This window comes from Massilia putida (assembly GCF_001941825.1).
GTDB classification, from domain to species: Bacteria; Pseudomonadota; Gammaproteobacteria; order Burkholderiales; family Burkholderiaceae_D; genus Telluria; species Telluria putida.
Genome location: NZ_CP019038.1, coordinates 1,131,644 through 1,154,668 on the forward strand (window position 1 = coordinate 1,131,644; position 23,025 = coordinate 1,154,668).

Here is a 23,025-nt window from a genome sequence, read left to right on the forward strand (position 1 = left end):
CCTGCCAATGCCCGGACAACAGAATGTGCGGGTAGGAACCGTTAAAACAGGCGGATGTTGCCGTGCTCGTCCCAGTCGACGCGGGTGATGCCCGGCTCGTCCTGTTCGAGCTGGCGCAGCACGTCCTCTTGTCCGCCGGCGGCGGGTCGCGCGGGCGGCACGGCGGCCGTCCCCTGCTTCGCCTGGACCAGGGCGTCCCGGCGCGCGAACGCGTCCTGGACCGTCGCGACCAGTTCTTCCTGCTGCCACGGCTTGGCCAGGTAGCGGAATACCTCGGCCCGGTTCACGGCGTTGACGATGTCCAGCATTTCGGTGGTGGCGCTGACGACGATGCGGACCGCGTCCGGCTGCAGCCCTTTGACGAGCTGGAGCACGTCGGCGCCGTTGAGGCCCGGCATGCGGTAGTCGGAAATGACGACGTCGAAATCCTGCTCGCCGGCACGAAGGACGGCCGCTTCCGGCTCGTCGAAGGCTTCGATCACGACGTCCGCCTGCGGGAATGCCGCGCGCAGCGTGCGGCGCAGGGCATTCAGCACGGACGGTTCGTCGTCAAGAATGAGAATGCGGCGCATCGGCGGTTCCTGATTTCACGAATAGTTGTAATGGATGGCCCGACCGGCGCTCGAATTCGACGAGCTGCTTCAGCATCCGGTCGGACAGGATATGGTCCGCCGACAGCAACAGCGCGCCGTCCGTGGACAGCAGGTCGCGGCTCAGCACCATGCCCGGCTTGAGCTGCGCGACGCCCATGGCGACGTCGGCGATTTCCTCGGCCACGCTGCGGCCCGTCCGGATATCGTAGAACGCTTCGACGACGGCCGGGTCGTACCGTTTGCCGCGGCTCTCCGCCACGAGTTCCGTCGCCTGCGCGGCATCCGCGCGGCGCTGGGCGAGCACGCCCTGCTGCAGCGACTCGAAATCGTGGGCCACGGCCAGGATGCGCGCGCCGAGCGGAATGTCGAAGCCGGCCACGCCTTCCGGGAAACCGGCGCCGTCGAACCGCTCGCGGTGGGCGCGGATGATGCGCGCCGGCTCGCGCAATTCCTCGAGCGGCATGAGCAATTGCTCGCCGAGGTGGGGATATTTGCGGTACAGCCCCAGGTGATCGCCTTTCAGCGTCGACTCCGGCACGCCGATCAGCGTGTCGGGGAACCCGGTCTTGCCGATTTCGTGCAGCAGGCCGGCCACGAAGATGTCCTGCGCTTCGCGCGCCGACAAGCCCATGCGCAGCGCGATGCGGCGCGCCATGTCGGCGACCCGGCGGCCGTGTCCGGCCACGGCGCCGCCGCGCGTTTCGATCAGGCCCGACAGCACCTTGATCAGGGTGAGGAAGTTCGTCTTGAGGCGATCGTGCGACGCCTGCAGCGACTTCTGGGCCAGGCTGAGCTCGGCCGTGCGGTCGCGCACGCGCTGCTCGAGCGTGGCGTTCAGGTCGCGCAGCTGCTCGTTCTGCAGGCGGGTCAGTTCTTCCAGCCGGATCTTTTCGCGCTGCAGCGACTGGCGTTCCAACGCGTCGCGCACGACGAGCAGGATGGCGTCCTCGTTCCACGGCTTCGTGATGTAGCGGTAGACTTCGCCGCGGTTGATCGCGCCGATCGTGGCCTCGTGGTCGGCATGGCCGGTCAGCAGCAGGCGCAATGTGTCCGGCCAGCGCTGGCGTACGCGCTCGAGGAATTCCGTGCCGTTCACTTCCGGCATCTGCATGTCGGAAATGACGATGTCGACGTGCTCCTCTTCCAGCACGGCCCATCCGGCGGCGGCGCTGCCCGCGGTCAAGACTTTGTAGTTTTCCCGGCGAAACAGACGCCGCAACGACGCGAGGATGTTCGGCTCATCGTCGACGCACAGGATCGTGCCCGCGGACGTCTCCGATCTCATGGTGGCGGTCATGTTCATCATCTGATCCTACATTAAAAGCCGGCACGTTTCCTCGAACTGCCCTTCGGTGTCGCGGCATACGGTCAGCAAATGCTCCGGCGTGAGGCCCAGGCTGTCCCAGGCCGCGTCGAGCAGGCGCGGCACGGCGACATGCCGCCCTCCGCCCAGGTCCAGCGCGTGCACCATCGCGTTGGCCACGTGCACCACGCCGGGAAGATCGCCCAGATCGGCGCTGGCCGGTGCGTGATGCTGGCCGATCGCGCGCTGGATCAGCGGCGGAAACTTCCACGCCTCGGCCAGCATCTGTCCGGCGCGCTGGTGATCCAGGCCGAACACGCGCAGCTCGGCCACGTTCACCGGCGTATCGTTGCGCTCGCAATCGCCCTGCACTCTTGCGTACTCGGCGGGAAAACGGGTCGCCAGCACGAGCCGGCCGATGTCGTGCAACAGGCCGGCGATGAACGCGGCCTCCTGGTCGATGCCGGCCTGGCGCGCGAGATTTTTCGCGCACAGCGCCGTCGCGATCGAATGGCGCCAGAATTCCGCCACGTCGACCCGCCGGCCTGCGCCGCCGTGGAGGCTGCCGATGACGTTGCCGGCCACGGCCAGCGCCCGCGCGCTGTCGAACCCGAGCACGACGATCGCCTGCTTGACCGTCTTGACCTTGCCCGCCAGGCCGTAGAACGACGAATTCGCCAGGCGCAGCATCTTCGCGGCCAGGGCCTGGTCGCGCGACATCTTTTCCGCCAGGGCCGTCACGTCGACATCCTCTTGTCCGAGCGTTTGGATCAGGTCGAGAACGATGGACGGCAAGGCCGGCAGGTCGCGCAGGCTCGTCATCACCGGGGCCAGGTTCACCGCCGTCATGGCAATCCCCCCATCCGGTATTGTTCGACGACGGTGCGCAACAGGCCGTTCGCCCGGCCGTCGCCCGCGTGGCGGCACAGCCAGGACAGCCGCTCCTGCACGCGGCGGCGTTCGGCGGACAGCACGTCCGCTGCGGCCGGATGGTTGTCCGCACGGCCTGCGCCGCCGGGCACTTCACGGCAACGTTTGGTCAAGATGCTCTCTGCCATATCGGTCAATCGGTTTCCACGCCGTTAATGGCGATCAGCCAGCCGCGCGACTGGCTGCCGCTTCCCATCGGCCGCACCTCGGCCGTAAACCGTTTGCCGTCCGCACGGTGTTCGAACGAAAACAACTCGCCCTCGGGCAGCCGGTCCGGCATGCCGGGGAACAGCTGGCGGATGTCGCAACCGAGCACCTGCTCGCGGCCGGCGAACAGCTCGGACGCGGCGCGGTTGGCCAGCACGATCATGCCGAGGTCGTCGCTCGCCAGCACCGGCACGGGCACGTTGTCGAGCGCTTCGTGCACGATGTCGAGGCTGATCTCGCCCCGCTCGATTTCGCTCTGCTGCCGCGCCAGGCCCAGCTCGAGCTGGCGGTTCACGGCCGCGAGCTTCTGGTTGGCCGTGCGCACTTCGAGCGTGAGCAGGCGGTTTTCATTGGCCATCGCGCCGTACGCGACGGCTTCCTGGATGTGGCTGCGCAGCTGCTCGTCGTCCCAGGGCTTGGTCAGGAATTTGTAGATCGCGCCGGCGTTCACGGCGTCCGTCACCGTCTGCAGCTCGGTGAAGCCGGACAGCACGATGCGCACGGTGTCCGGATACAGCTGGCGCACGGTGCGCAGGAATTCGACGCCGGTCATCTCCGGCATGCGCTGGTCGGACACGATCACGTCGACGGTATGCTCGGCCAGGATCTTCAGGCCGTCGCTGCCGCTGTTCGCGGTCAGGATGCGGTAGCCGTCGCCCCGCAACAGGCGCTTGAGCGACGACACGATGCTCGTCTCGTCGTCCACCAGCAGCAGCGTGGGCTGCGTGCGGTTGAAGCGCAGCAGCCGCGGCGCCAGGCCGGCGCCGGTCTGCAGCAGGCCGGTCATGGCGTCGGCCGGCAGCGGTTTCGACACGAAGTCGCCCTGCACCTCGTCGCACATGTGGCGCGCCAGGAACTCGCACTGGTTCTCGCGCGCGACGCCGTTGGCGATGACGCGCATGCCCAGGCTGTGCCCCATCGAGACGATCGCATCGACGATCGCCGCGGCGCCGTCCTCGTCGGGCACGCGGCGCAGGAACGAGCCGTCGACCTTGAGCAGGTCGACGGGCAGGCGCTGCAGGTTGATGAGGCTGGAGGAGCCGGTCCCGAAGTCGTCGAGGCATAGCCGGATGCCGAGGTGGCGCAGCGCGAGCAGGCAGTCGACGACGCGGTTCATGTCTTCCATCACCACGTTCTCGGTCAGCCCGAGATCCAGGCACGTCGCCGGCATGTCCGCCTCCGCCAGCGCCCGCACGATGACGTCTTCCAGATCGGACATGGCGAACTGGCGTGCCGACAGATTGACGGCCACGCGCAGCGACGTGAAGCCCATCGCCCGCCACTGCGCGGCCTGCGCGGCGGCGGCCCGCAAGACCCACGCGCCCAGTTCCGCACTGAGGCCGCATTCTTCCGCGACGCCATTCAACGTCGCGGACGACAACGCCTCGTCCGCCTTGTCCAGGCGCACCGAGGCTTCCACGGCGCAGATCTCGCCCGTGACGAGGTCGACGCGCGGCTGGTAGTACACGGACAGGCCGTCGCCCGCCAGCGCTTCGCGCAGCGCGAAGCCCAGCCGGAGGCGCGCGATGCCCGCGTCGTCGGGCAGCGTATCGTCCCAGCGCTGCGTCCCGGCACCCGCTTCCTCCGCGCATGCCAGTGCGCGGTCGGCGGCCAGCAGCAGGCTGTCCGCCGTCTGCCCGCTCAGGGGGAACGCCGCGCCGCCCACGCAGCAGGTCACATAGACGCTGTGGTCTTTGTGCTCGAACGGTTCCGCCACGGCCCGGACCACGTCCTGGATCCGCGCGGCCGCGTTCGGCTGCTGCTCGCCTTCCAGCAGAAGCAGGAATTTGTCGCCGCTGTCGCGTGCGACCGTCACGTCCGGCCCGGCGGCCCGCTCGATGCGGCCGGCCACCTCGCGCAGGATGCGCTCGCCGCCCTGGCGGCCGACCAGCGCGTTGACACGCTTGAACAGGTCGAGGTGCAGGGCCGCCACCTGCAGCGGACGCTGGGCGCGCGCGGCCCGCCGCAACGCGTGTTCGAGCCGGTCGCGGAACAGCGCATGATTCGGCAAGCCCGTCAGCACGTCGTGCGTCAGGCTGAACTGCAGGTCGCGCTCGGACACCGTTTCCATCGTCACGTCGCTGCCCAGGATCAGCAGCGCCCCGCATTCCTCGCCATCGAAGCGCGGAATGGGTTGCGCGATGAAATCGACGTAGCGCAGCTGCGAAGCGCCGCCGTCGACGGCGAGTCGCACCGGACGCGCGCACTGGACCACGCGTTCGCCCGTCTCCAGCGCGGATTTTAATAACGGCAACACTCCCTGCTCGGCCACTTCCGGCAGCGCGACGCGGAACGGCAGGCCGACCAGATCCTCGCGGCCCACGAGGCGTTTGTAGGCGTCGTTCGCATGGGTGAACACGAGATCGGGACCGACGAGGCAGGCGACGAAGCCGGGCGCGTGCTCGAGCCAATCCAGTGCGACATAGCCCCCGGCGTAAGGCGGCACGGCAACTACGCCGGCCATGGCCGGGCGGCATGCGCCACCGTGGTCCGTGGACGCGGCATGTTGTGTTTTGGCTGCAGTCATGGTGGTTGTCTGAAATACACGACGGACACTTAATCGGGATCAAGCGCTACACCCCAGACTATAAAACATTGCCGTACGGAATGTTCTCAAATCTGGGGCGAGTGTGTCGTAACAAAGACACTTTGGCGATATTTCTGGACAACGCCATGTCACATCGGCCATGGCCGGTGTCGTCAGAGGCTCGAAAAGAACTGCGCCGGCTCCGGGCGCTGCCGTGGCGGCTTCGCGACGGCGGCCGTGCCCAGGCCGATGAAGCAGATCGCGCGCTCGTGCGGCTCCAGGCGCAGCAGGCGCCGCATCGCTGGCGCATCCAGCGCCCCGCCGCTCGCGAGGCCGCTGGCGAAGTCCAGCGCCTGCGCGGCCAGCAGCAGGTTCTGGATGGCGCATCCCAGCGACACCAGCTTTTCCGCCGTCGGGATGGGCGTGGCGGGCGCGTCGATGAGGATGGCCACCAGCAGGCAGGGCGCGTGCTGCGCCTTGTCGCGCGCGGCGGCGCGCGCGGCATCGTCGGCGGCCGGGTCGCGCTGTGCCAGCGCGTCCTCGAAGGCGGCGCCCAGGTCGGCGCGCCGGTCTTGCGGAACCAGTACGAACCGCCACGGCCGCAGCAGGCCGTGATCGGGCGCCTGCGCGGCCGCGCGGAGGATGCGTTCCAGGGCGGCGGCATCCGGGCCGGGCGCCAGCAGCCGGCGCAACCCGACGTGCCGGCGCGCCGGCAACAGGTCCCACAAGTGATCGTTCATGGCCGCCATTATAGGCGGCGAAACATGTCAAGGCGTCAGCACGGGGGCGTGGGCGGCGCTGTTGAGCACGACGCGAGGCGGGCCGAGGGCGCCGGCGCGATCCGAAAATAAACGCGCTGTTCGCGTTGCGGGTCTACGTGTCTACTTAACGCAGACAGCGCCAACTAAATCGGGATCGGAGGAATGACGTCACTTGCCCGCCAACGCCCGTTCGACGAACGCCTTGAATATCTCCACCGTGCCGCGCCAATAAAGGTCGAGGTGCCGGTAGATCGTTTCGGTCGGAAATCGCTCCACCGCCAGCCGCAGCGACGTTACGCCCGCCGCGTCCGCGAGGTCGAACGCGATCACGCTGTGGTGTTCGGGCAGATCGGGCAATCCCGAGACCGAACTCAGATGCGTGTACCTGAGCGTCGTTGCGGGCACGACCTCCAGCACGATGCCCGTGTTGCGGAACGGGCCGTGATGAACGCCGGTGATGACGATCGCCGCGCCCGGACGCCAGTCGGTCCGCACGTCGATGCGCATGTCCGGTTCGCCCATCCACGCGCGCATGGCGGCGGGATCCGTCAACGCCTGCCACACGGCGGGCCGCGGCGCGGCGATGACGATGGTTTTGTCGATGCGGTGCATCCAGCTACTGTACAGGCAAAGACGCCCGCCATGTGCTGGCGGGCCGGCGCTCACCAGTTCACGGCGCCGAAACCACGGGCGGGCTGGTACGCATAGTAGAGTCCGACCGTGTCGCGCCGCTGCTGCCGCTCGGGGACGTTCGTGAACGCGAACGTCCGGCGCGACGTGATGTACTTGACCGTGACCGCATGGTGGGCGGCCAGCCGGTACGTCAGCGAGGCGTCGCCACGGAACACGCGGTCGGTGCCCGCCGTCTCCGGACTGGTCAGCCTGCCGTCGAAGAATTCGCGCGCGGCCAGGTCGAGCGAGAGCTTTTCGCCGCCGATCAGGCGCATTTCCACCATCGCCTGTGGCGCGAAGCCGTAGTTGTACTGGCCGCTCGTGCTGGCGCGGACGGTGCCCGTCGACGTATAGCCGACGCCGGCCGACGCATGCCCCTGCAGCGCGATGCCGTCGGCCAGCCACAGCTGCGCATTGCTGCCCACGGTCAGGCCCGTGCTGGCCACGCGGAACAGTTGCGGCGCCAGGTAATCGTAGCTGCCGTACACCCCGAGAATGCCGCGCAGATCGCGGCCGGCCGCGTACGGGGCGCCGAACAGCAGGCCGCGCGACGCCAGGCTTTCGACGCCCTGGATATTCGACAGCCGGACGCGGAACAGGAAGTAATCGAAAGGCCGGTGATACGTGTAGCCGGGCTTGCCGGGCAGGCCGTAGTCGAGCGCGAAGTCGGCCGCGACCTCGTTGCGCCGGTCAGCCAGCGACGGCCCGACGATACTGCGCGAGAGGCCGCCCAAGCCCAGCTGCAGCCGCGCATAGATGGCCGGGTTGTTGCTGTTCCAGATGCCGGAACCGCGGCCGGGACGCACGTGACGGTTGAATCCCAGCGGCGGCGACACCGCCGCGGCCGCCGCTTCGCGCCATGGCGGCGACAGGCCATCGCCCCGCTCCAGCACCAGGTTCGCCATCCGGTACAGCGATTCGCCCAGGAAGCTGCCGCCGAAGCTGGTCGTGATCTGGTCGTTGCGCGACGGCGGGGTCGTCTCGCCGGCGATCTCCCAGACCGCGCTGCCCAGAAACGCGGCGGCCATCGATTCCCAGAACGTCAGCCCGTTGCTGCGGGCCAGCCCGAAGTAGACGGAACCCTGGTACGGATGGCCCAGCTGGTTGATCTCGAACGGATCGCGGTCGACCTCCCAGCTGCTGTGCAGGTTGCGGCGGATCGAACCCACGCTCACGCCATAGTCGTCCGGACGGACGAACGCGTGGTCGACGCGGTTCAACGCGGCCTGGAACGCCACGATCTCGAGCGCGGCCGCGCCGTAACTCTTGTAAGGGCGATCGTCGGGGCCGGTCCGGGCCGGCACATTGTCGTTCAGCGGATCGTCGCCGCCGACCGGCGCGGCCTGAGCGGCGCCGGCGGCCAGCGCCAGCAATACCCCGTAGATGAACCGGTTACTCGATTCCCTCATGTCCTCACACCCATCCAAGCATTCGTCCCGGCGGCTGCCGGTGTTGATTTAAATATAACGAATACGCGGGATGGATGTCGCACGGAACTGTTGAGAGAGAAATAGGCATGGTGAATTGCTGACATCACCACTCATCATTGGACAGTGTTTGTGCGATGCAGCATCATTACACCGTCTCCTCTATTCTCCTCCAAGAAAATAGATTCAGCCCGCCTCCGAGCGGGCTATTTTTTTGCCTGTCCGCACGCCGGCAGCACGACCCGCAACAGGTCGTCGGCGATCTCCTGCAACCCGGCGGCGTCGCCATACACGCGCTCCATGACGACGAGGCCACGCGTCATCGTTACGATGAGACGCGCCGCCGCCGCGGGCGGCAGCGCCAACCGTTCGACGGCATCCGGCTGCGCCAGGCGCTCTTCCAGCAATCGCCGCACGGCGTCGAGCAGGCCGCGCAACGCCGTCCGGATCGCCTCGTCCATCGCCGTCTCGTCCGTCGCCGTCTTGGTGGTGAGGCAGCCGCGCGAGGCGTCGTCGCCGTCCGCCGACGTCAGCGTCTCGATCGAGAACCGCAGATAGCGCGCCAGCGCCTGTTCCGCCGTCGGCGCGGCCAGCGCCGCGCGCACGGCATCGAGGAACCACGCCCGGTAGCGCTCGTAGATCTTCAGGAAGAGCGCCTGCTTGTCGCCATACGCGTGATACAGCGAACCGCGCAGGACGCCCGTCGCCTGCGCGATGTCCTGCATCGACGTCGCGCCGAAACCGCGCCGCCAGAACAGCAGCATGGCGCGGTTCAGCACCTCGTCTTCATCGAATTGTTTTGTGCCAGCCATGGCCGCGATTATCACCATCCTTGACACACCCGTCAAGTTTGACTACCCTGTCAAACATGCGCCGACTGCCATTCCGCGCCGTCGCCTTCGTCACGGACCTGAAATGCATACCTCATCGAACACCGCCGCGACCCGCGCCATCCTGGCCGGCCTGTGCGCCAGCCTGGTCGGCATCGGCCTCGCGCGTTTCGCGTACACGCCGCTGATCCCGGCCCTGATCGAAGCGCACTGGTTCGCCGCCGGCGACGTCGTCTTCCTCGGCGCCGCCAACCTGGTCGGCTACCTGGCCGGCGCGCTGGCGGGCCGCCCGCTGGCGGCACGCATGGGCGCGCGCCGCACGCTGCAGGCGATGATGCTGCTGGCCTCGCTCGCCTTCTTCACCTGCGCCCTGCCCCTGTCCGTCGCCTGGTTCTTCGCCTGGCGTTTCCTGTCGGGTCTCGCCGGCGGCATCATCATGGTGTTGGCCGCGCTGACCATCCTGCCGCAGGTGCCGCCCGAGCGCCGCGGCGTGGCCAGCGGCGCGATCTTCCTCGGCCTCGGCCTGGGCATCGCGGCATCGGGCACCGTCGTGCCGCTGCTGCTGAACGAAGGTCTCGCCGCCACCTGGGCCGGGCTGGGCGTACTGTCCCTGCTGCTGACGCTGGCCAGCTGGCGCTGGTGGCCGCAGGCACCGGCAACCGCGCCCGCCGCACCGGCCCGCGCCGCCGTCCCGGCGCGCACAGGCTTCGCCCTGAACCTGATCTATGGCCAGTACGCGCTGAAAGCCGTCGGCCTCGTGCCGATGATGGTGTTCCTCGTCGACTACATGGCGCGCGGCCTGCACATGAACACGCACACGGCGGCGCTGTTCTGGGTCATCTACGGCGCCGGCGCGACGGCCGGACCGATGCTGTACGGGATGCTGGGCGACCGCCTGGGCATCGGCAACGCGATGCGCGTGGCGCTCGGCGTTCAGGTCGCCGCCGCCGCCGCGCTGGTCGCGGCGCACGGCATCGCCGTGCTGGTGGCGGCGACGTTCGTCATCGGCACGTTCCCGCCCGGCATCGTACCGCTGACGCTGGGCCGCATCCGCCACACGCTCCCGGACGACGTGCCGGCCCAGAGCGCCGCATGGAGCCGCGCGACGACCGTGTTCGCCCTGTTCCAGGCGCTGGCCGGCTACGCGTATTCCTGGCTGTTCAACGCCACCGGCGGCCAGCACAGGGTGCTCATGCTGATCGGTGCCGTCGCGCTGGCGCTGGCCCTGCTGTCCGACCTGGCGCTGGCACGGGTGGCATGGGCGCCCGTGAAGGACGATGGCGTGGCGCGGGTGTGACGGCCGCCCGGAGACGTTTTCATCGCTCCGCCATCCCGGGGGAAAACTGGAACGTCGAGGAAATCGCGTAGTAGTCGTCGCCGACGCGGATCGCATCCAGGTCGCTGTAATCGGCCGGCAGGACGGGATTGCGATAGCGACCGTTGCCGAGGTCGCCCCACTGCGCCCAGTCGCCCCAGGCCGCGCCGTTCCCGGCCAGGCAAAGGCTCGCCACGACCGCGGCCGTCGCCAGGCCCACGCGCGCGACGGCGCAGCGGCGGGAGAAATTCGGTCGGATTCGTTGGTCGATGCGATGGCCGGCATGGTCGTCGTTGCGGAAGTTCTCTACCGGTAAAAATTTGTGCGCGCCCGTTGAAATTAGGTCTACAATTGGATGGTATCGATAACGTACGACCCTGTCCAGTGCCGATCGCGGCGTGATCGTCATGCGGCACGGGGCTGGCGCGGCGCCGTGCCGGACGTGAGCCGATACGCTGTGGATCAAGCGCACTTCGTAGATTGAAAAACCCTGGAGCCCGGTTCGGCGATGCAGTCCGCGCTGCCACGCCCTGCGTTTCCGGTCCGGCTCAGGTCAAAAAATGTTATCGGTAACCTAAACACGAAGAGGTTAACAATGAGGGGACAGACATGAGAGCAATCAGATTCGACCATGCGTTCAGGCGCATCGTCTGCATGGCGATTTCAGTCGGCATCGCGACGACGCTGGTACCTTTGCCGGGCCAGGTCGCGATGGCCGCCGACCCGATCGACACGATGGTGACCAGCTACCAGCCGGTCATCAGCGAGACGATCGATGCGAACGGATTCAAGCATCCCGGCGTCGGATTCACCAAGGACATGCTCGAGAACATGCGGGCCGAGGTCCTGGCGAAAAAAGAACCCTGGAATACGCATTTCAACATGATGCTCAAGTCGGCCAAGGCGTCGCGGACGCCGGGCATCTCGAACGTCAACGGTTCGGACCCGACGAAGCCGCGGATCTACGGGCTGGACTCGCAGGGTGCCGAGGGCATTTTCATCGCCGACGCCCTGACCGCCTACACGCAGGCGATCCTGTACTACGTGACCGGCGATTCGGCCTACCGCGCCAATGCCATGCGGATCATCCGCCTGTACGAGCAGATGGATCCGGCCAGGTACGTGTACTACACCGATTCGCACATCCACACCGGCATCCCGCTCCAGCGGATGACGGGCGCGGCGGAAATCCTGCGCTACACGAGCACCCAGGACCCGGCGCTCGCATGGACGGACGACGATACGCGGCTGTTCTCGACCAACCTGGTCACCCCGGTGATCCAGACCTTCGACAACTGCAACTGCCGCTTCATGAACCAGCATCTGTACACGACCATCGCCAAGATGTCCGGTTCCATCTTCATGGGCGACCGGGACGGGTACAACCAGGCCGTCGAGTGGTTCACCGTCAACAAGGATGCGCCCGACCCGGCATGGACCGGCTCGATCAGGCAATTGTTCCGGCTCGTCACGCGCAACGACGCCACCGGCGAGTCGATTCCGCCCCAGATCCAGCACGTCGAGATGGGCCGCGACCAGGCCCACGGCGCCGGCGACCTCACCAACTCGCAAATCCTGGCGCGCATGATGCTGTCGCAGGGGACCAAGGTCGATCCGGTGACGGGTACGCCGTCCACCGAGTCGAACGCGGTGGGACCGTACGAGTTCCTGGACGACCGCCTGCTGGCCGTCCACGAGCTGTTCGGCACATGGATGGTCGGCTACGACATCCCTTGGGTGCCCGTCGCCATGAGCGTCAATCCGGACGGCAGCATCCGCGCGATGTATAACAACGTGTCCTGGTCGTATCGGGGCCGGCTCACCCAGAACACCTGGGAAGCCTTCTATTACTACAAATACGTGCGCGGCCTCGACGTGGAGCATCTGGTCCCGAACTACACCACGATCTACGCCAAGCGCAAGGCCTACAACTGGGACGGCGCCGACGGCGGCGGCGATTTCTGGATGGCGATCCCGAAGGCGGCCGAGGCTGAAGGCAGCAACTACCTGGGCATCCCCATCATCGATCCGTATCGTGAAGTGGAAGACCGGTTCACGGCGTACGACGGCAATTCGGTCGCGCAGACGGAAGGCACGACCGGGTTTGTGAGAAGCACGGCCACGGCGGAAGGCACGCGCATCGCCGTGTACAGCTACAACGGCGCGGCCGTGCCGAGCATCGGCTTCCGCATCCGGACCAATGGCCAAGCCATGATGGACGTCTACGGCAATTCGCTCGCGTTGCCGAATACGCGGGGCCAGTGGCGTTACGTCGTGGTGCCGATGAACATCCCCGATTTCCTGCCGATCACCCTCACCGGTTCCGGTACGACGGTCGACATCGACCACATCAACGTCCAGTCCAGCACCTTGCTGAGCCCTCCGGTCTTCAAGTCCGGCAGCGGCGACATGACCGCGTACACGTACGCCGGCGCCACCATCCCGGTGACGATCGACCTATCGGCCACCGACCCGGCCGCGGGCGACGTGGTGACCTACAACATGGACAACCTGCCGCCAGGCGCCACGTTCGACACCGGCACCGGCGCATTCTCGTGGAAGCCGACGCAGGCCGGCACCTACACGTTCATCGCCGAAGCCTCGGACGGCACCACGGTGACCACCAAGCGGATCACCATCGTCGTGGGTGCGGACCGGCAGTCGGTGGTGACGGCCGTGACGGCGCCCGTCAAGCCGGACACGCTGTACGTCACGGCCACGAAGACGGTCTATGACAGTGCCTATGCGGACATGCAGAACACGATCGCCTCCGGCACCGACGATACGTACTTCCAGAAGCTGGCGACGTTGCGCAGCGCGGTCTCCGGACTGCGTGAACTGACGCCGCTGCTGAAGGACGGCAGCATGGACTACACGAACCTGTTCTTCAAGTCGAACCTGGCGACGAACTTCGGCGACGCGGCCGCGAACGGGGCCGATAACAATACCGATTCGTTCATCGCCTTCACCATCGCGACCGACAACAATCGCACGATGACGCTGGACTTCGGCCCCGGCTTCAAGGTGGCGGCCACCGCGTTCCAGATCCAGCCGCGCACCAGCTTCCCGGAACGTGTGGGCGGCGTGACCATCTTCGCGTCCAACGACAATCAGAACTGGACGCGGATCACACCCGGCGAGACGCTTGCGATCGAGGGCGTGCAGACGCTGAACGTGCAGGATGACTTGCGCACCCAGCGCTATCGCTTCTTCAAGATCTCGATGATCCATCTGATCTCGTCGTACAACATCCTCGAGCTCGGAGAATTCAGGATATTCGGCACGCGCTACGAAACGGTCAACAAACTGACCAACGTGTCGCTGAGCTCCGACCAGGCGCTGAGGAACCGTGTCGTGGCCGGCAATACGGTCAAGGTGTCGTTCCAGTCGTCCGAGCCCGTCAACAATGTGAGCGCCCTGATCCAGGGCGAGCCCGCGACCGTCACCACCGCCGACAACCTGAACTGGACGGCGACGGCGCTCGTCAAGCCCACCACCGCCCCCGGCCCGGTGAAACTCCTCCTCAACTACAAGACCGCGAACGGCACGGACGCCGAACCGGTCCTGTTCCCGACCGATTCCACGTCCCTGTTCATCGCGGACCAGAAGGATTACATCGGCAACCTGCTCGACATCGCGACCGTGACCGATTCCAACGGCCGCAACGCGACCGATGTGATCACGAACGTCAACCGGCTGTTCGACAGCAATCTGACGACGGCGACCGATTTCCGCCTCAACGGCAGCGGGAACAATGGCTGGGTCGAGTTCGATTTCCGGGCCGGCGGCACGGTGGCGCTGTCCAGGGTCGATCTGATCGCCCTCCAGAACCAGTACACGAGCCGTATCAACGGCACCGTCTTCCAGGGTTCGAACGACAACGTGACCTGGACCAACATCTCGACCTTCGCCGGGAACACGCCGGAGTGGCAGACCCTGAAGATCACCGATCCGACGCCGTACCGTTACATTCGCATGACCAATGCCAACGCATGGTTCGGGAACGTGACCGAGCTGCGCCTGTATGGCGTGGCGACGTCGACCAACCGGATCGCCATGGCGTCGCTCGGCTCGGCCCAGGCGCTGCGCAACAGGGTCGTGGCCGGCAATACCGTGAAACTGAGCTTCACCGCCAAGGAAGCGATCAGCAACGTGTCGGCGACCATCGCCGGCGTGCCCGCCGCGCTCGGCACGACGGACAACATCAACTATGCCGCCAGCGCGACCCTGCCCCAGGGCACGCAGCCGGGCCCGGTGAAGTTCGCCATCAATTACCTCACCAAAGACGGCAAGCAGGGCTACCAGGTCACCGAGACGACGGACACCACCTCGCTGTACTTTGTCGATGAATCCGACGTCGTCCAGAACGTCCCGGCCATCGCGACGCTGATCGATTCGACGACGAACCGCACCGCGGCCACGACGCTGGCGAACGTGCAGGCCCTGTTCGACGCGAACCTCGCCACGGGTTCGGATTTCCGTAACGGCGCCAGCGGTTCGGGAACGGGCGCCTGGGTGGTCTTCGACTTCAAGGACGGCAAGCAGGTCAGCCTGACCAGCACCGAGGTCATCGGCCGGCAAGACCAGTACTACACGCGCGTCAACGGGCTCGTGTTCCAGGGTTCGAACGACAATGCCACCTGGACGACGCTGACCCCGGCGGCGAAGTCCACCGCGGATTGGCAAACGCTGCCGGTCGCCAGCCCTGTTCCATACCGCTATATTCGCGTCTACAACCCGAACACGTGGTTCGGCTCCATCAATGAGGTGCGCCTGCACGGCTCGCTGCACGGCGTGGACGTGACCGCGCCAAGCACCACGGCCGCCGCGCCGCAAGGCACCGTGACGACGGATGCGACAGTCACCTTCACGGCCACGGACAACCAAGGCGGCTCGGGCGTCGCGGCGACCTATTACACGATCGACGGCGGTGCGCAGCAGAAGGGCAACGCGGTCACGCTGAACACGAGCGGCACGCACACGGTGAGCTACTGGAGCACGGACTGGGCAGGCAACAGCGAACAGCCGCACACCGTGTCGGTGTCGATCGATAAATCGGTGGACGTGACGTCGTTCGTGTCGATCGCGCGCTCGGGCCTGACGGTGAACCGCTTCACCAACAAGTACACGGGTACGGTGACGATCACGAATACCGGCGGCCAGACGCTGGCGGGCCCGCTCCATCTGCGCCTGCTGGGCTTGAGCGCCGGCGTCACGCTGGACAACCAGACCGGCGTGCGGAACGGCGTGCCGTATGTGGCGCTGCCCGTCGCCAGCCTGGCACCGGGCCAGAGCGTCACGCTGACGACCACCTTCTCCAATCCGAACAAAGTCGGCATCGCGTACACGCCGGCACTCTTCAGCATCAAGTAAAGGACGTCCTCATGTTCAACTTCAAGCACTTCCTTGCCAACCTCGCACTGGCGGCCGCCATGGTCGGCGCCTGTGGACAGGCGGCGGCCACGCCCCTGGCGTATCGGGTCGACATCGACACCGCGCTACTCGGCACGGGCCCGGCCTTCCTGGACCTGTATTTCCTGGGATTGGCCGGCGCGCCGGATGCGACCGCCACCGTGAACCACCTGACCGGCGCGCTCGACGGCGCCCCGGACCTGACGGGCATGGTCACCGGCGGCGCGGCCGGTCCGTTCGTGTTCAGCAATGCCGGCGGCGGCGGTGAACTGGTCCAGGCCATCCAGCTGGGCGGCACCTTCGGTTTCGACGTCAGCTTCACAATGGCGCCCGGCACCACCGGCACGACCTTCGGCTGGGCGCTGTTCGACACGACGCATTATCTGGGCGCCGATGGCGACCTGGGCGACCTGTTCCTGCAGCCTTTCGCCCCTGGCGAGCAACAGGTCCTGGTGGCGGCGCCGGCGACGCGGGTGACCAGCGTGACCACGATCCCGGAACCGTCGACGGCGGCACTGATGCTGGTCGCCATGCTGGCGATGGTCGCCCGGCGCGGGCCGGGCGCGCGCCGGCGCTGATCCGCCACGCCCTCGAAAGCCGGTGTTCGCCTGTCCGGCTTTCGGGGGCCGCGGTCACACGTCGATGTCCTCCAGCCTCGCCAGCAGCGTGAACAGCTGGTTGGTCGCGCCGATCATCACCGACTGCAAGTCCGCCGACACCTTGCCGAAACCGGCCGCCGCGAAGATGTCGTTCGTGTAGTACAGGATGGGCCAAGGTCAACAAATAAAAGAACGCCGCTGCCCCGTCAGTGCGCGTGCTGGCGGTCCAGCAGCTTCTCGAAGATTTCGCGCGTGACCGCTTGCGAGTAGTAATAGCCCTGGATGTAGTCGCAGCCGATGGCCGCCAGTGCGTCGCGCTGGGCGATGCTCTCGACGCCTTCGGCGATGGCCTCGATCCCGAGACGGTGCGCGAGATCGACGATCGCCTCCGTCAGCGCCTTGTCGCTGCCGTCGCTGACCAGGTTGTTGATGAACGATTTGTCGATCTTCAGGTAATCGATGTCGAAGAGTTTCAGGTAGGACAAGGCAGAGAAACCGGTGCCGAAATCGTCGATCGAGACCTTGGCCCCGGCGGCGTGCAGTTCCTCGAGGCAGTGGATGACCTCTTCCGCGTCATGGATCAGCACGCCTTCGGTGATTTCCACGGTGAGGCTGTTGCGGGGCAGGCCGGAATGCACGACACGGTCGAGCCAGGACAAAGGGCCGCGCTGTTCGAACTGCGTCGGCGAGATGTTCACGCTCAGTTCGACCACGTGGCCGTACATCCGGTGCCAGCGCCGGGCGCTCGCGATCGCCTCGCACAATACCCAGTCGGAGATGTCGTTGATCAGTCCGACCTCTTCCGCCAGCGGGATGAACCGGGCCGGGCTGATGGCGCCATGCATCGGGTGCGCCCAGCGCAGCAATGTCTCGGCTTTGTGGATGTGCCCCGTCGCGACCTCGACGATGGGCTGGTAGACCACCTCCAGTTGCCGGAGCGCCAGTGCCTGGCGCAGGTCGTTGGTCAGCATCAGCTTGGTAAGCGCCTGTTGCTGCAGCGAGGGCGTGAAATACTGGAATTGCCCGCGTCCGGCGCGCTTGGCCAGGTGGACCGCATGTTCGGCGTTCCTGACGAGTTCGTCCGCGTCGGTGGCATCGTCCGGATAGACGCTGATGCCGACACTGGCCGACACGTACGCCGTCTTTGCGCTCCCCAGGTGCAGCGGCGCGGCGATCGCCTTGATCACGGATTCGGCGATGGTGTCCAGGTGCGGACGCCGGTCGAACTCGCTGACCACCAGGGCGAACGTGTCGCCGCCCAGGCGTCCCATCGTGGCATCCGCGGGAACACAGGACGCGACGCGCCGGGTCAGCTCGATCAGGGCGGTGTCGCCGGCGGCGTGGCCGAGGCTGTCGTTGATGTCCTTGAAGCGGTCCAGGTCGAGCAGGAGCACGCCGAGTCCGCCGCCGGCGCCGAGTGCCTTCTTGATGTCCTGTTTCAGGCGGTCGAGGAACAGGCGCCGGTTCGGCAACCCCGTCAGCGAGTCGAAGTTGGTCTGGCGCCAGAGCAGATCGTCCTTTTCCTTTTGCGCGCTGATGTCGTTGAACTGGATCACGTGGCGGTAAATCCGTCCGTCGGGATGGCGGATCACCCGGACGTTCACGAACTTGGCGGTGAACGACCCGTCCTTGTTGCGGTCCGCAATTTCTCCCTGCCAATGATCCTTCGCCGTCAGGTCCTGCCACAAGCGCGCATAGAAACTGCTGTCGTGCATGGTCGAATCGAACAGGTACGGCACGGTGCCGAGCACGTCCCGCAAGGCGTAGCCGGTCTGGCTGGTGAACGCCGGGTTGGCGTCGACGATCCGGTTCGCCCCGTCCGTCACCACGATCGCCTCCGAGCTCGTCTGGTAGATCAGGTTCGCCATGCGCATCGACTCCTCGAGGTTCCGTCGATGGGTGATGTCCTGGACCGTACCGCGCAGCCTCGCGACCCGGTCGTTTTCGAGCACCGGACTGCAGATCAGGCGGATCCATTTGCGGTTGCCGGCATCAGTGACGACCTGCAGCTCCAGGTCGAACAGCTGGCCATGCGCCGCCGCGGCGTCGAGCGCGCGTTCGGCGCGCGCCCGGTCGGCGTCTTCGCAGCACGCGAGGCAGTGCGCGAAAGCGAGCGCCTGCCCCGGCGGGATGTCGTAGATCCTTGCCACCTCGTCGGTCCACTGGAACGCGCCGGTGGCCGGGTCCAGTTCCCAGGCACCGATCTGCGCCAGCGTGCTCATTTCCTTGAGCAGCCGGTCCTGCTCGCGGATCTTCCGTTCATGCGCCTTGCGGTCGGTGATGTCGCGCGCCACGCCGAGCACGCCCAGCACGGTACCGTCCGGCTTGATGATCGGCGTCTTGAGGGTTTCGAACACGCGCGAGTCCGGCATGCCGGGCGCGATCACCCGGTCCTCGACCATGATCGGACGTTTGGCCTGCAATGCGGCCTCGTCGTCGTGCCGGTAGCCCTCCGCGAATGCCGGACCGAACAGATCGATGTCGGTCTTGCCGATGATGTCGCCGCGCGGCCGTCCGAGCACCGCCGCCGTCTGCGCGTTGCAGGCTTGGTAGACACCGGCGGTATCCTTCAGCCAGATCAGGTCCGGGCTGCTTTCCACCAGCGTGTGCAACAGGGTCTTCTCGCGTTCCAGTTCCGCGGTGCGCATCCGTACCGCGCGCCGCACCGACGCCAGCCAGACCAGCAGCAGCGCCACCAGTCCGCCGAGCGCCAGCATGACGTCGCCCATGCGCTGGGAGTAGCGCGCAAATTGCAGCGGCCGGCCCATCCACTTCGCGCGCAGGGCATCCATCTCGGCCGGCGTGATCTGCGCCATGCCGTGCTCGACCAGCGCGAGCGTGGCCGTATCCCCTTTTCTGACCGCGCGGCGCAGTTCGCTGCGCGTGACTTCGAACGCCCTCACATACCGGCGATGCAGGCCGAGCCGGTACAACTGGTACTCGGCCGTGTTTTCGTCGATGCAGAGCAGCTTGACGCTGTGGTTCGCAACGGCGGCGAACAGCGCGCGGACGGTCGGGAAATAGCGCACGCCCGTGACGCCGGCGCGCTGCAGGCGTTCGCCACAGGCGTCGCTGGCCTGCACCGCCACTTCGAAACCCTTCAGGCTTTCCAGGTCGTGAATGCCGCCGATCGACGCATCCGCATAGATCGACGTGTGGAGTGTGGCGTAAGGCCTGGAAAAATCAAAATGGGAAACGCGCGACTCGGTGAGGAAAATATCATCGACCACGTCCGCCTCGCCCCGCTCCAGCAGCGGCTGGGCGTCCGGCCAGTCGACCCCGCGCAGTACGACCTGCACACCCGTCTTTTGCTGCCACAAGCGCCACAGGTCGACCGAATAGCCTTCCAGTTCGCCGCTGGAGTTGCGGAGTGCGAAAGGTGGATAATTCTGGTCCACCACCACGCGCAATGGTGCCGCCGATGCGAGAACGGGCAGGATGAGCAGGACTGCCAGCAGGGCACGGACGAACGCGAACATATCGCCTCTATGACAAACCGGATAGCAGGCGATATGCGCCGCTACACCAGTTGCAATATGAAGATATCACAATACCTCTTGCACCGAATAACATGTCGTGCCCACGTGCACGTCACTCGGAAAAGCGTCCCGAACGGTCCTGCGCCGCCTCCCAACATTACAGAAATGTAATGATAAAGCGAACAAGTGTGTAATTCATGCGCTACGTGATCTGCGATACTGTATGAACAAATGTTGGCATCTGGCCAACACGATATAAAGCCTCATTGCATGAGATCGCCGCACAATCCTTCGCTTGCCAAAATCCTGCTGTTTCACGGTTTGCTGTCGTCGCCGCAAGAGTTCGGGCTGATCGCGCCTTCGATACGTAGCAAAGGTCTGTCACATGAAGCGGTGACGGTTCCCGGTTACACGCTCGCCGGTGGCCTTGCGCCCGATTGGCGGCGCTGGCGTGCGGCAGGGGCCGACGTCATCGACACCCGGGCGCCCGGCGACGCACCGGTGATAGTCGGCGGGCTGTGCATGGGCGGCGTGCTGGCCGCTGCGCTGGCGCTCCAGGCGCCCGACCGGGTCGCGGGGCTGGTCTTGATGTCGCCCAGCTTCGACTTCGACGGGTGGGGCCTGTCGCCCGTTCGTCACTTGCGCCACATCGGCTACTGGACCGGCCTTGACCGTTTTTTCTCCGTGGCCGAGCGTGACCCGTACGGTGTGAAGAACGCGCGCATCCGCGAGTGGATCGCGCGGGAACTGCGTGAACGGAGCCAATCGGCCGCGGGCCCCGCGCGCGTGCCGCTACGCGCATTGCGCGAGGCCGAGCGCATGATGAAGGACGTCAGGGCGCGCTTGCACGAGCTGACCTGTCCGATATTGATGATCCATGCGCGCGAGGACGAAATCAGCAGCCTCGGCAGTGTTGTGCGCCTGTTCGACGCATTGCCGCAGGTCGACAAGGAACTGGTCGTCCTGGAAAACAGTTATCACATGATCACGATCGACAATGAGCGTCAGCAAATCCCCGCGCTGCTCGACCGCTTTTGCCGGCGTATCTCGGCCGGCGCCGTTGCGCCGGACCGTAACGTCATAGCATCCCTTCCAATTTGAATATGAAGACCATAGAACAACTCACGCAGCTGCTTCACGACAAGTTCGACATCGACACGGCGTCGCTGCAGCCCGACCTTCCGCTGGCCGAATATGGGCTGGACTCGCTGGCGCTGGCTGAACTCCTGTTCACGATCGAGGAAGAATTCGATGTCAAGTTTCCGGATCGGCCGGAGAACATCAATACGCTGACAGAACTTGCGGCGGCAATCGACGAACTGCGCTTGCCCCAACAAGCATGAAGCGCAGGGTCGCGATCACCGGTATCGGACTGGTCTCGCCACACGGCGATACCCCGATGGATGTGTTCGACGCCTTGCTTGCCGGCCGCTCGGCGGTCACCCTGTGGAATGAAGGGGACGCCCCGGCGGCCGCCGTGGCACGGGCGCCGTTCGACGCGGCACGCTGGTTCACGCGACTCCAGCTGGCAGGCGTGGACAGGGTCAGCCAGATCGCCGTCGCGGCCGCGCAGATGGCCCGCGAGGACGCGGGCATCGGTGTCCTGGACGCGTCGACCGGCGTGTATGTCGGCACCGGCATGGGTGGCGCCACGGCGGTCGAAGAGTCGTACCGCGGTCATTATGGATCCGGACGGGTGCCGCCCCTGTCCGTGCCCGCCTTCATGCCGAACGCGCCCGCGGCGCACGTGGCCATGCGCGAAAAGCTGCACGGTCCGGTGTACACCTACTCCATCGCCTGCGCGTCGTCCGCCGTGGCGCTTGCCGAAGCGGCCAAGGCGGTGGCGTATGGCGAGATCGATTGCGCGCTTGCCGGCGGCAGCGAAGCGTTGCTGGTGCCGGGCGCGATACGTGCCTGGCACGCCTTGCAGACCCTGGCGCGCGTCGACGACGAACCTTGGCGGGCGAGCCGTCCCTTCAGCGCCGACCGGACCGGCCTCGTCCTCGGCGAGGGCGCGGCGTTCGTGGTGCTCGAGGCCTACGACGCCGCACTTGCCCGGGGCGCACGCATCTATGCCGAATTCGCCGGGAGCGGGGTGTCGTGCGACGCGACCCACCTCACCAAACCCGACGCCGCCGGGCAAGTCAGCGCCCTGACGACCGCTTTGCGCAACAGCGGCCTGACGCCCGGCGATATCGGCTACTGCAATGCGCACGGCACCGCCACGCGCATCGGCGACACCGTGGAATGCGCGGCGCTGGAACGCGTCTGGGGCGAAGCGCTCGGCCAGCTGGCGGTGAGCTCGACGAAGTCCATGCATGGCCACCTGCTGGGCGCGGCGGGCGCGCTCGAGGCGGTCGTCACCATCCTGGCGATCTACCGTGGCGCCATTCCGCCCAATATGCATTGCGACCGGCAGGACGCCGACTGCAAGGTCGCGCTCGTGCGCGATCCCGGCCACGCGGCGCCGGCGCTGCATGCCGCGATCAGCAACTCGTTCGCGTTTGGCGGAACGAACACGACGTTGGTGTTCAAGCGGGCCGGGTAGCGCGGAAGCGCGTCGCCGTCGCGTCAAGTACACCGCGCCGGATACCAGGCCGACGCGTGCGCGGGATCGAGCAGCTGGCACCGGCCCGGCCTGCCGGCCGTGCCGGCCGTGCCGGCGTCCGGCATGGCCTGCTTTTTGTCCAGGATGACGGGTCAGATGGTCGTGTAGTAGACGTTGAGGGCGACGAACGCCTTCTGTTCCAGCGGCACGTTCGCTTCAAAAAAAATCGCGTCCACCGGGCAGACTTCCACGCAATCGGCATGTTTGCAGTTGATGCAGCTTTCGGTGACCACGTACGTCATTACGTTGCTTCCGTCCGCGATCGAACCGGCCAACATCTCGAGGTAGCGGATCATCTGGCGCTGGGCGCGCCGCGCCGCCTCCGCGGGCACGGCTTCGTCGTCATGGAGCAGTACGTGGGA

At 66.4% G+C, this 23,025-nt stretch carries 18 protein-coding genes; 6 read left to right on the top strand and 12 right to left on the bottom strand.

The window, feature by feature from the left end:
- Positions 1-41: 41 nt before the first annotated feature.
- From BVG12_RS07310 to BVG12_RS07360, 9 genes are all read right to left on the bottom strand, one after another.
- Positions 42-572, bottom strand: coding sequence for a response regulator (locus BVG12_RS07310; protein WP_075791861.1), 531 nt, complete (start codon positions 570-572; stop codon positions 42-44).
- Positions 550-1,890, bottom strand: a complete 1,341-nt coding sequence (gene nosR, locus BVG12_RS07315; protein ID WP_156895566.1) for a response regulator c-di-GMP phosphodiesterase, NosR family — start codon at positions 1,888-1,890, stop codon at positions 550-552. The genes BVG12_RS07310 and nosR overlap by 23 nt, the downstream gene beginning before the upstream one ends.
- Positions 1,891-1,905: 15 nt before the next feature.
- Entirely contained in the window at positions 1,906-2,745 is an 840-nt protein-coding gene (locus BVG12_RS07320; protein ID WP_075791863.1) for an HDOD domain-containing protein, read from the bottom strand.
- Positions 2,742-2,939 (bottom strand): hypothetical protein, encoded by a 198-nt coding sequence (locus tag BVG12_RS07325; protein ID WP_156895567.1) that lies wholly within the window; start codon positions 2,937-2,939, stop codon positions 2,742-2,744. Before BVG12_RS07325 ends, BVG12_RS07320 begins: the two co-directional genes overlap by 4 nt.
- 20 nt (positions 2,940-2,959) lie before the next feature.
- Positions 2,960-5,560, bottom strand: coding sequence for an EAL domain-containing protein (locus BVG12_RS33410; protein ID WP_083684730.1), 2,601 nt, complete (start codon positions 5,558-5,560; stop codon positions 2,960-2,962).
- 173 nt (positions 5,561-5,733) lie between these two features.
- Positions 5,734-6,300: a nitroreductase family protein gene (locus BVG12_RS07345; protein WP_229503830.1), complete on the bottom strand. Its 567-nt coding sequence runs from the start codon at positions 6,298-6,300 to the stop codon at positions 5,734-5,736.
- 189 nt (positions 6,301-6,489) lie between these two features.
- Positions 6,490-6,933, bottom strand: coding sequence for an SRPBCC family protein (locus tag BVG12_RS07350; RefSeq protein WP_075791866.1), 444 nt, complete (start codon positions 6,931-6,933; stop codon positions 6,490-6,492).
- A gap of 50 nt (positions 6,934-6,983) precedes the next feature.
- Positions 6,984-8,402 carry a DUF3943 domain-containing protein gene (locus BVG12_RS07355; RefSeq protein ID WP_083684732.1) on the bottom strand — a complete coding sequence of 473 codons (1,419 nt, stop codon included), beginning with the start codon at positions 8,400-8,402 and terminating at the stop codon, positions 6,984-6,986.
- A gap of 224 nt (positions 8,403-8,626) precedes the next feature.
- Positions 8,627-9,232 carry a TetR/AcrR family transcriptional regulator gene (locus BVG12_RS07360; RefSeq protein ID WP_075791868.1) on the bottom strand — a complete coding sequence of 202 codons (606 nt, stop codon included), beginning with the start codon at positions 9,230-9,232 and terminating at the stop codon, positions 8,627-8,629.
- 103 nt (positions 9,233-9,335) lie between these two features.
- On the opposite strand from BVG12_RS07360, the gene BVG12_RS07365 reads away from it, so the two are divergent.
- A complete protein-coding gene (locus BVG12_RS07365; RefSeq protein WP_075791869.1) occupies positions 9,336-10,547 on the top strand; it encodes a YbfB/YjiJ family MFS transporter in 1,212 nt (403 codons plus the stop codon).
- A 19-nt stretch (positions 10,548-10,566) separates the two neighbouring features.
- On the opposite strand, the gene BVG12_RS34800 is transcribed toward BVG12_RS07365, so the two are convergent.
- Positions 10,567-10,974 carry a hypothetical protein gene (locus tag BVG12_RS34800; protein ID WP_218921050.1) on the bottom strand — a complete coding sequence of 136 codons (408 nt, stop codon included), beginning with the start codon at positions 10,972-10,974 and terminating at the stop codon, positions 10,567-10,569.
- A 200-nt stretch (positions 10,975-11,174) separates the two neighbouring features.
- Between BVG12_RS34800 and BVG12_RS07375 the strand changes: the two genes are divergently transcribed.
- Both BVG12_RS07375 and BVG12_RS07380 read left to right on the top strand, forming a co-directional pair.
- Positions 11,175-15,938, top strand: a complete 4,764-nt coding sequence (locus BVG12_RS07375) for a discoidin domain-containing protein (RefSeq protein WP_075791870.1) — start codon at positions 11,175-11,177, stop codon at positions 15,936-15,938.
- Between the two features lie 11 nt (positions 15,939-15,949).
- Positions 15,950-16,555, top strand: coding sequence for an NF038129 family PEP-CTERM protein (locus BVG12_RS07380; protein ID WP_075791871.1), 606 nt, complete (start codon positions 15,950-15,952; stop codon positions 16,553-16,555).
- Positions 16,556-16,782: 227 nt separating this feature from the next.
- Here the strand turns inward: BVG12_RS07380 and BVG12_RS07385 are convergent, their stop codons facing one another.
- On the bottom strand, positions 16,783-20,055 hold the full coding sequence (locus BVG12_RS07385; protein ID WP_075791872.1) for an EAL domain-containing protein: 3,273 nt from the start codon (positions 20,053-20,055) through the stop codon (positions 16,783-16,785).
- A gap of 270 nt (positions 20,056-20,325) precedes the next feature.
- On the opposite strand from BVG12_RS07385, the gene BVG12_RS07390 reads away from it, so the two are divergent.
- Genes BVG12_RS07390 through BVG12_RS07400 form a run of 3 tightly spaced genes read left to right on the top strand, consistent with a single transcriptional unit; the run spans position 20,326 to position 22,603 of the window.
- The gene (locus tag BVG12_RS07390) at positions 20,326-21,156 is read left to right on the top strand and encodes an alpha/beta hydrolase (protein WP_075791873.1); all 831 of its coding nucleotides are present in this window, start codon (positions 20,326-20,328) and stop codon (positions 21,154-21,156) included.
- Positions 21,157-21,158: 2 nt separating this feature from the next.
- Positions 21,159-21,398 (top strand): acyl carrier protein, encoded by a 240-nt coding sequence (locus BVG12_RS07395; protein WP_075791874.1) that lies wholly within the window; start codon positions 21,159-21,161, stop codon positions 21,396-21,398.
- Positions 21,395-22,603, top strand: a complete 1,209-nt coding sequence (locus BVG12_RS07400; protein WP_075791875.1) for a beta-ketoacyl-[acyl-carrier-protein] synthase family protein — start codon at positions 21,395-21,397, stop codon at positions 22,601-22,603. The genes BVG12_RS07395 and BVG12_RS07400 overlap by 4 nt, the downstream gene beginning before the upstream one ends.
- Before the next feature lie 152 nt (positions 22,604-22,755).
- Here BVG12_RS07400 and BVG12_RS35775 read toward each other — a convergent pair whose 3' ends face one another.
- Positions 22,756-22,995, bottom strand: coding sequence for a hypothetical protein (locus tag BVG12_RS35775; RefSeq protein WP_370662827.1), 240 nt, complete (start codon positions 22,993-22,995; stop codon positions 22,756-22,758).
- Positions 22,996-23,025: the final 30 nt, after the last annotated feature.

Coding starts and splice junctions, on each gene's coding strand:
- BVG12_RS07365 (WP_075791869.1), top strand. CDS start 9,336: ATGCATACCTCATCGAACACCGCCGCGACCCGCGCCATCCTGGCCGGC.
- BVG12_RS07400 (WP_075791875.1), top strand. CDS start 21,395: ATGAAGCGCAGGGTCGCGATCACCGGTATCGGACTGGTCTCGCCACAC.
- BVG12_RS07320 (WP_075791863.1), bottom strand. CDS start 2,745: ATGACGGCGGTGAACCTGGCCCCGGTGATGACGAGCCTGCGCGACCTG.
- BVG12_RS07375 (WP_075791870.1), top strand. CDS start 11,175: ATGAGAGCAATCAGATTCGACCATGCGTTCAGGCGCATCGTCTGCATG.
- BVG12_RS07385 (WP_075791872.1), bottom strand. CDS start 20,055: ATGTTCGCGTTCGTCCGTGCCCTGCTGGCAGTCCTGCTCATCCTGCCC.
- BVG12_RS34800 (WP_218921050.1), bottom strand. CDS start 10,974: ATGACGATCACGCCGCGATCGGCACTGGACAGGGTCGTACGTTATCGA.
- BVG12_RS07345 (WP_229503830.1), bottom strand. CDS start 6,300: ATGAACGATCACTTGTGGGACCTGTTGCCGGCGCGCCGGCACGTCGGG.
- BVG12_RS07380 (WP_075791871.1), top strand. CDS start 15,950: ATGTTCAACTTCAAGCACTTCCTTGCCAACCTCGCACTGGCGGCCGCC.
- BVG12_RS33410 (WP_083684730.1), bottom strand. CDS start 5,560: ATGACTGCAGCCAAAACACAACATGCCGCGTCCACGGACCACGGTGGC.
- nosR (WP_156895566.1), bottom strand. CDS start 1,890: ATGACCGCCACCATGAGATCGGAGACGTCCGCGGGCACGATCCTGTGC.
- BVG12_RS07390 (WP_075791873.1), top strand. CDS start 20,326: ATGAGATCGCCGCACAATCCTTCGCTTGCCAAAATCCTGCTGTTTCAC.
- BVG12_RS07350 (WP_075791866.1), bottom strand. CDS start 6,933: ATGCACCGCATCGACAAAACCATCGTCATCGCCGCGCCGCGGCCCGCC.
- BVG12_RS07355 (WP_083684732.1), bottom strand. CDS start 8,402: ATGAGGGAATCGAGTAACCGGTTCATCTACGGGGTATTGCTGGCGCTG.
- BVG12_RS07360 (WP_075791868.1), bottom strand. CDS start 9,232: ATGGCTGGCACAAAACAATTCGATGAAGACGAGGTGCTGAACCGCGCC.
- BVG12_RS07310 (WP_075791861.1), bottom strand. CDS start 572: ATGCGCCGCATTCTCATTCTTGACGACGAACCGTCCGTGCTGAATGCC.
- BVG12_RS07395 (WP_075791874.1), top strand. CDS start 21,159: ATGAAGACCATAGAACAACTCACGCAGCTGCTTCACGACAAGTTCGAC.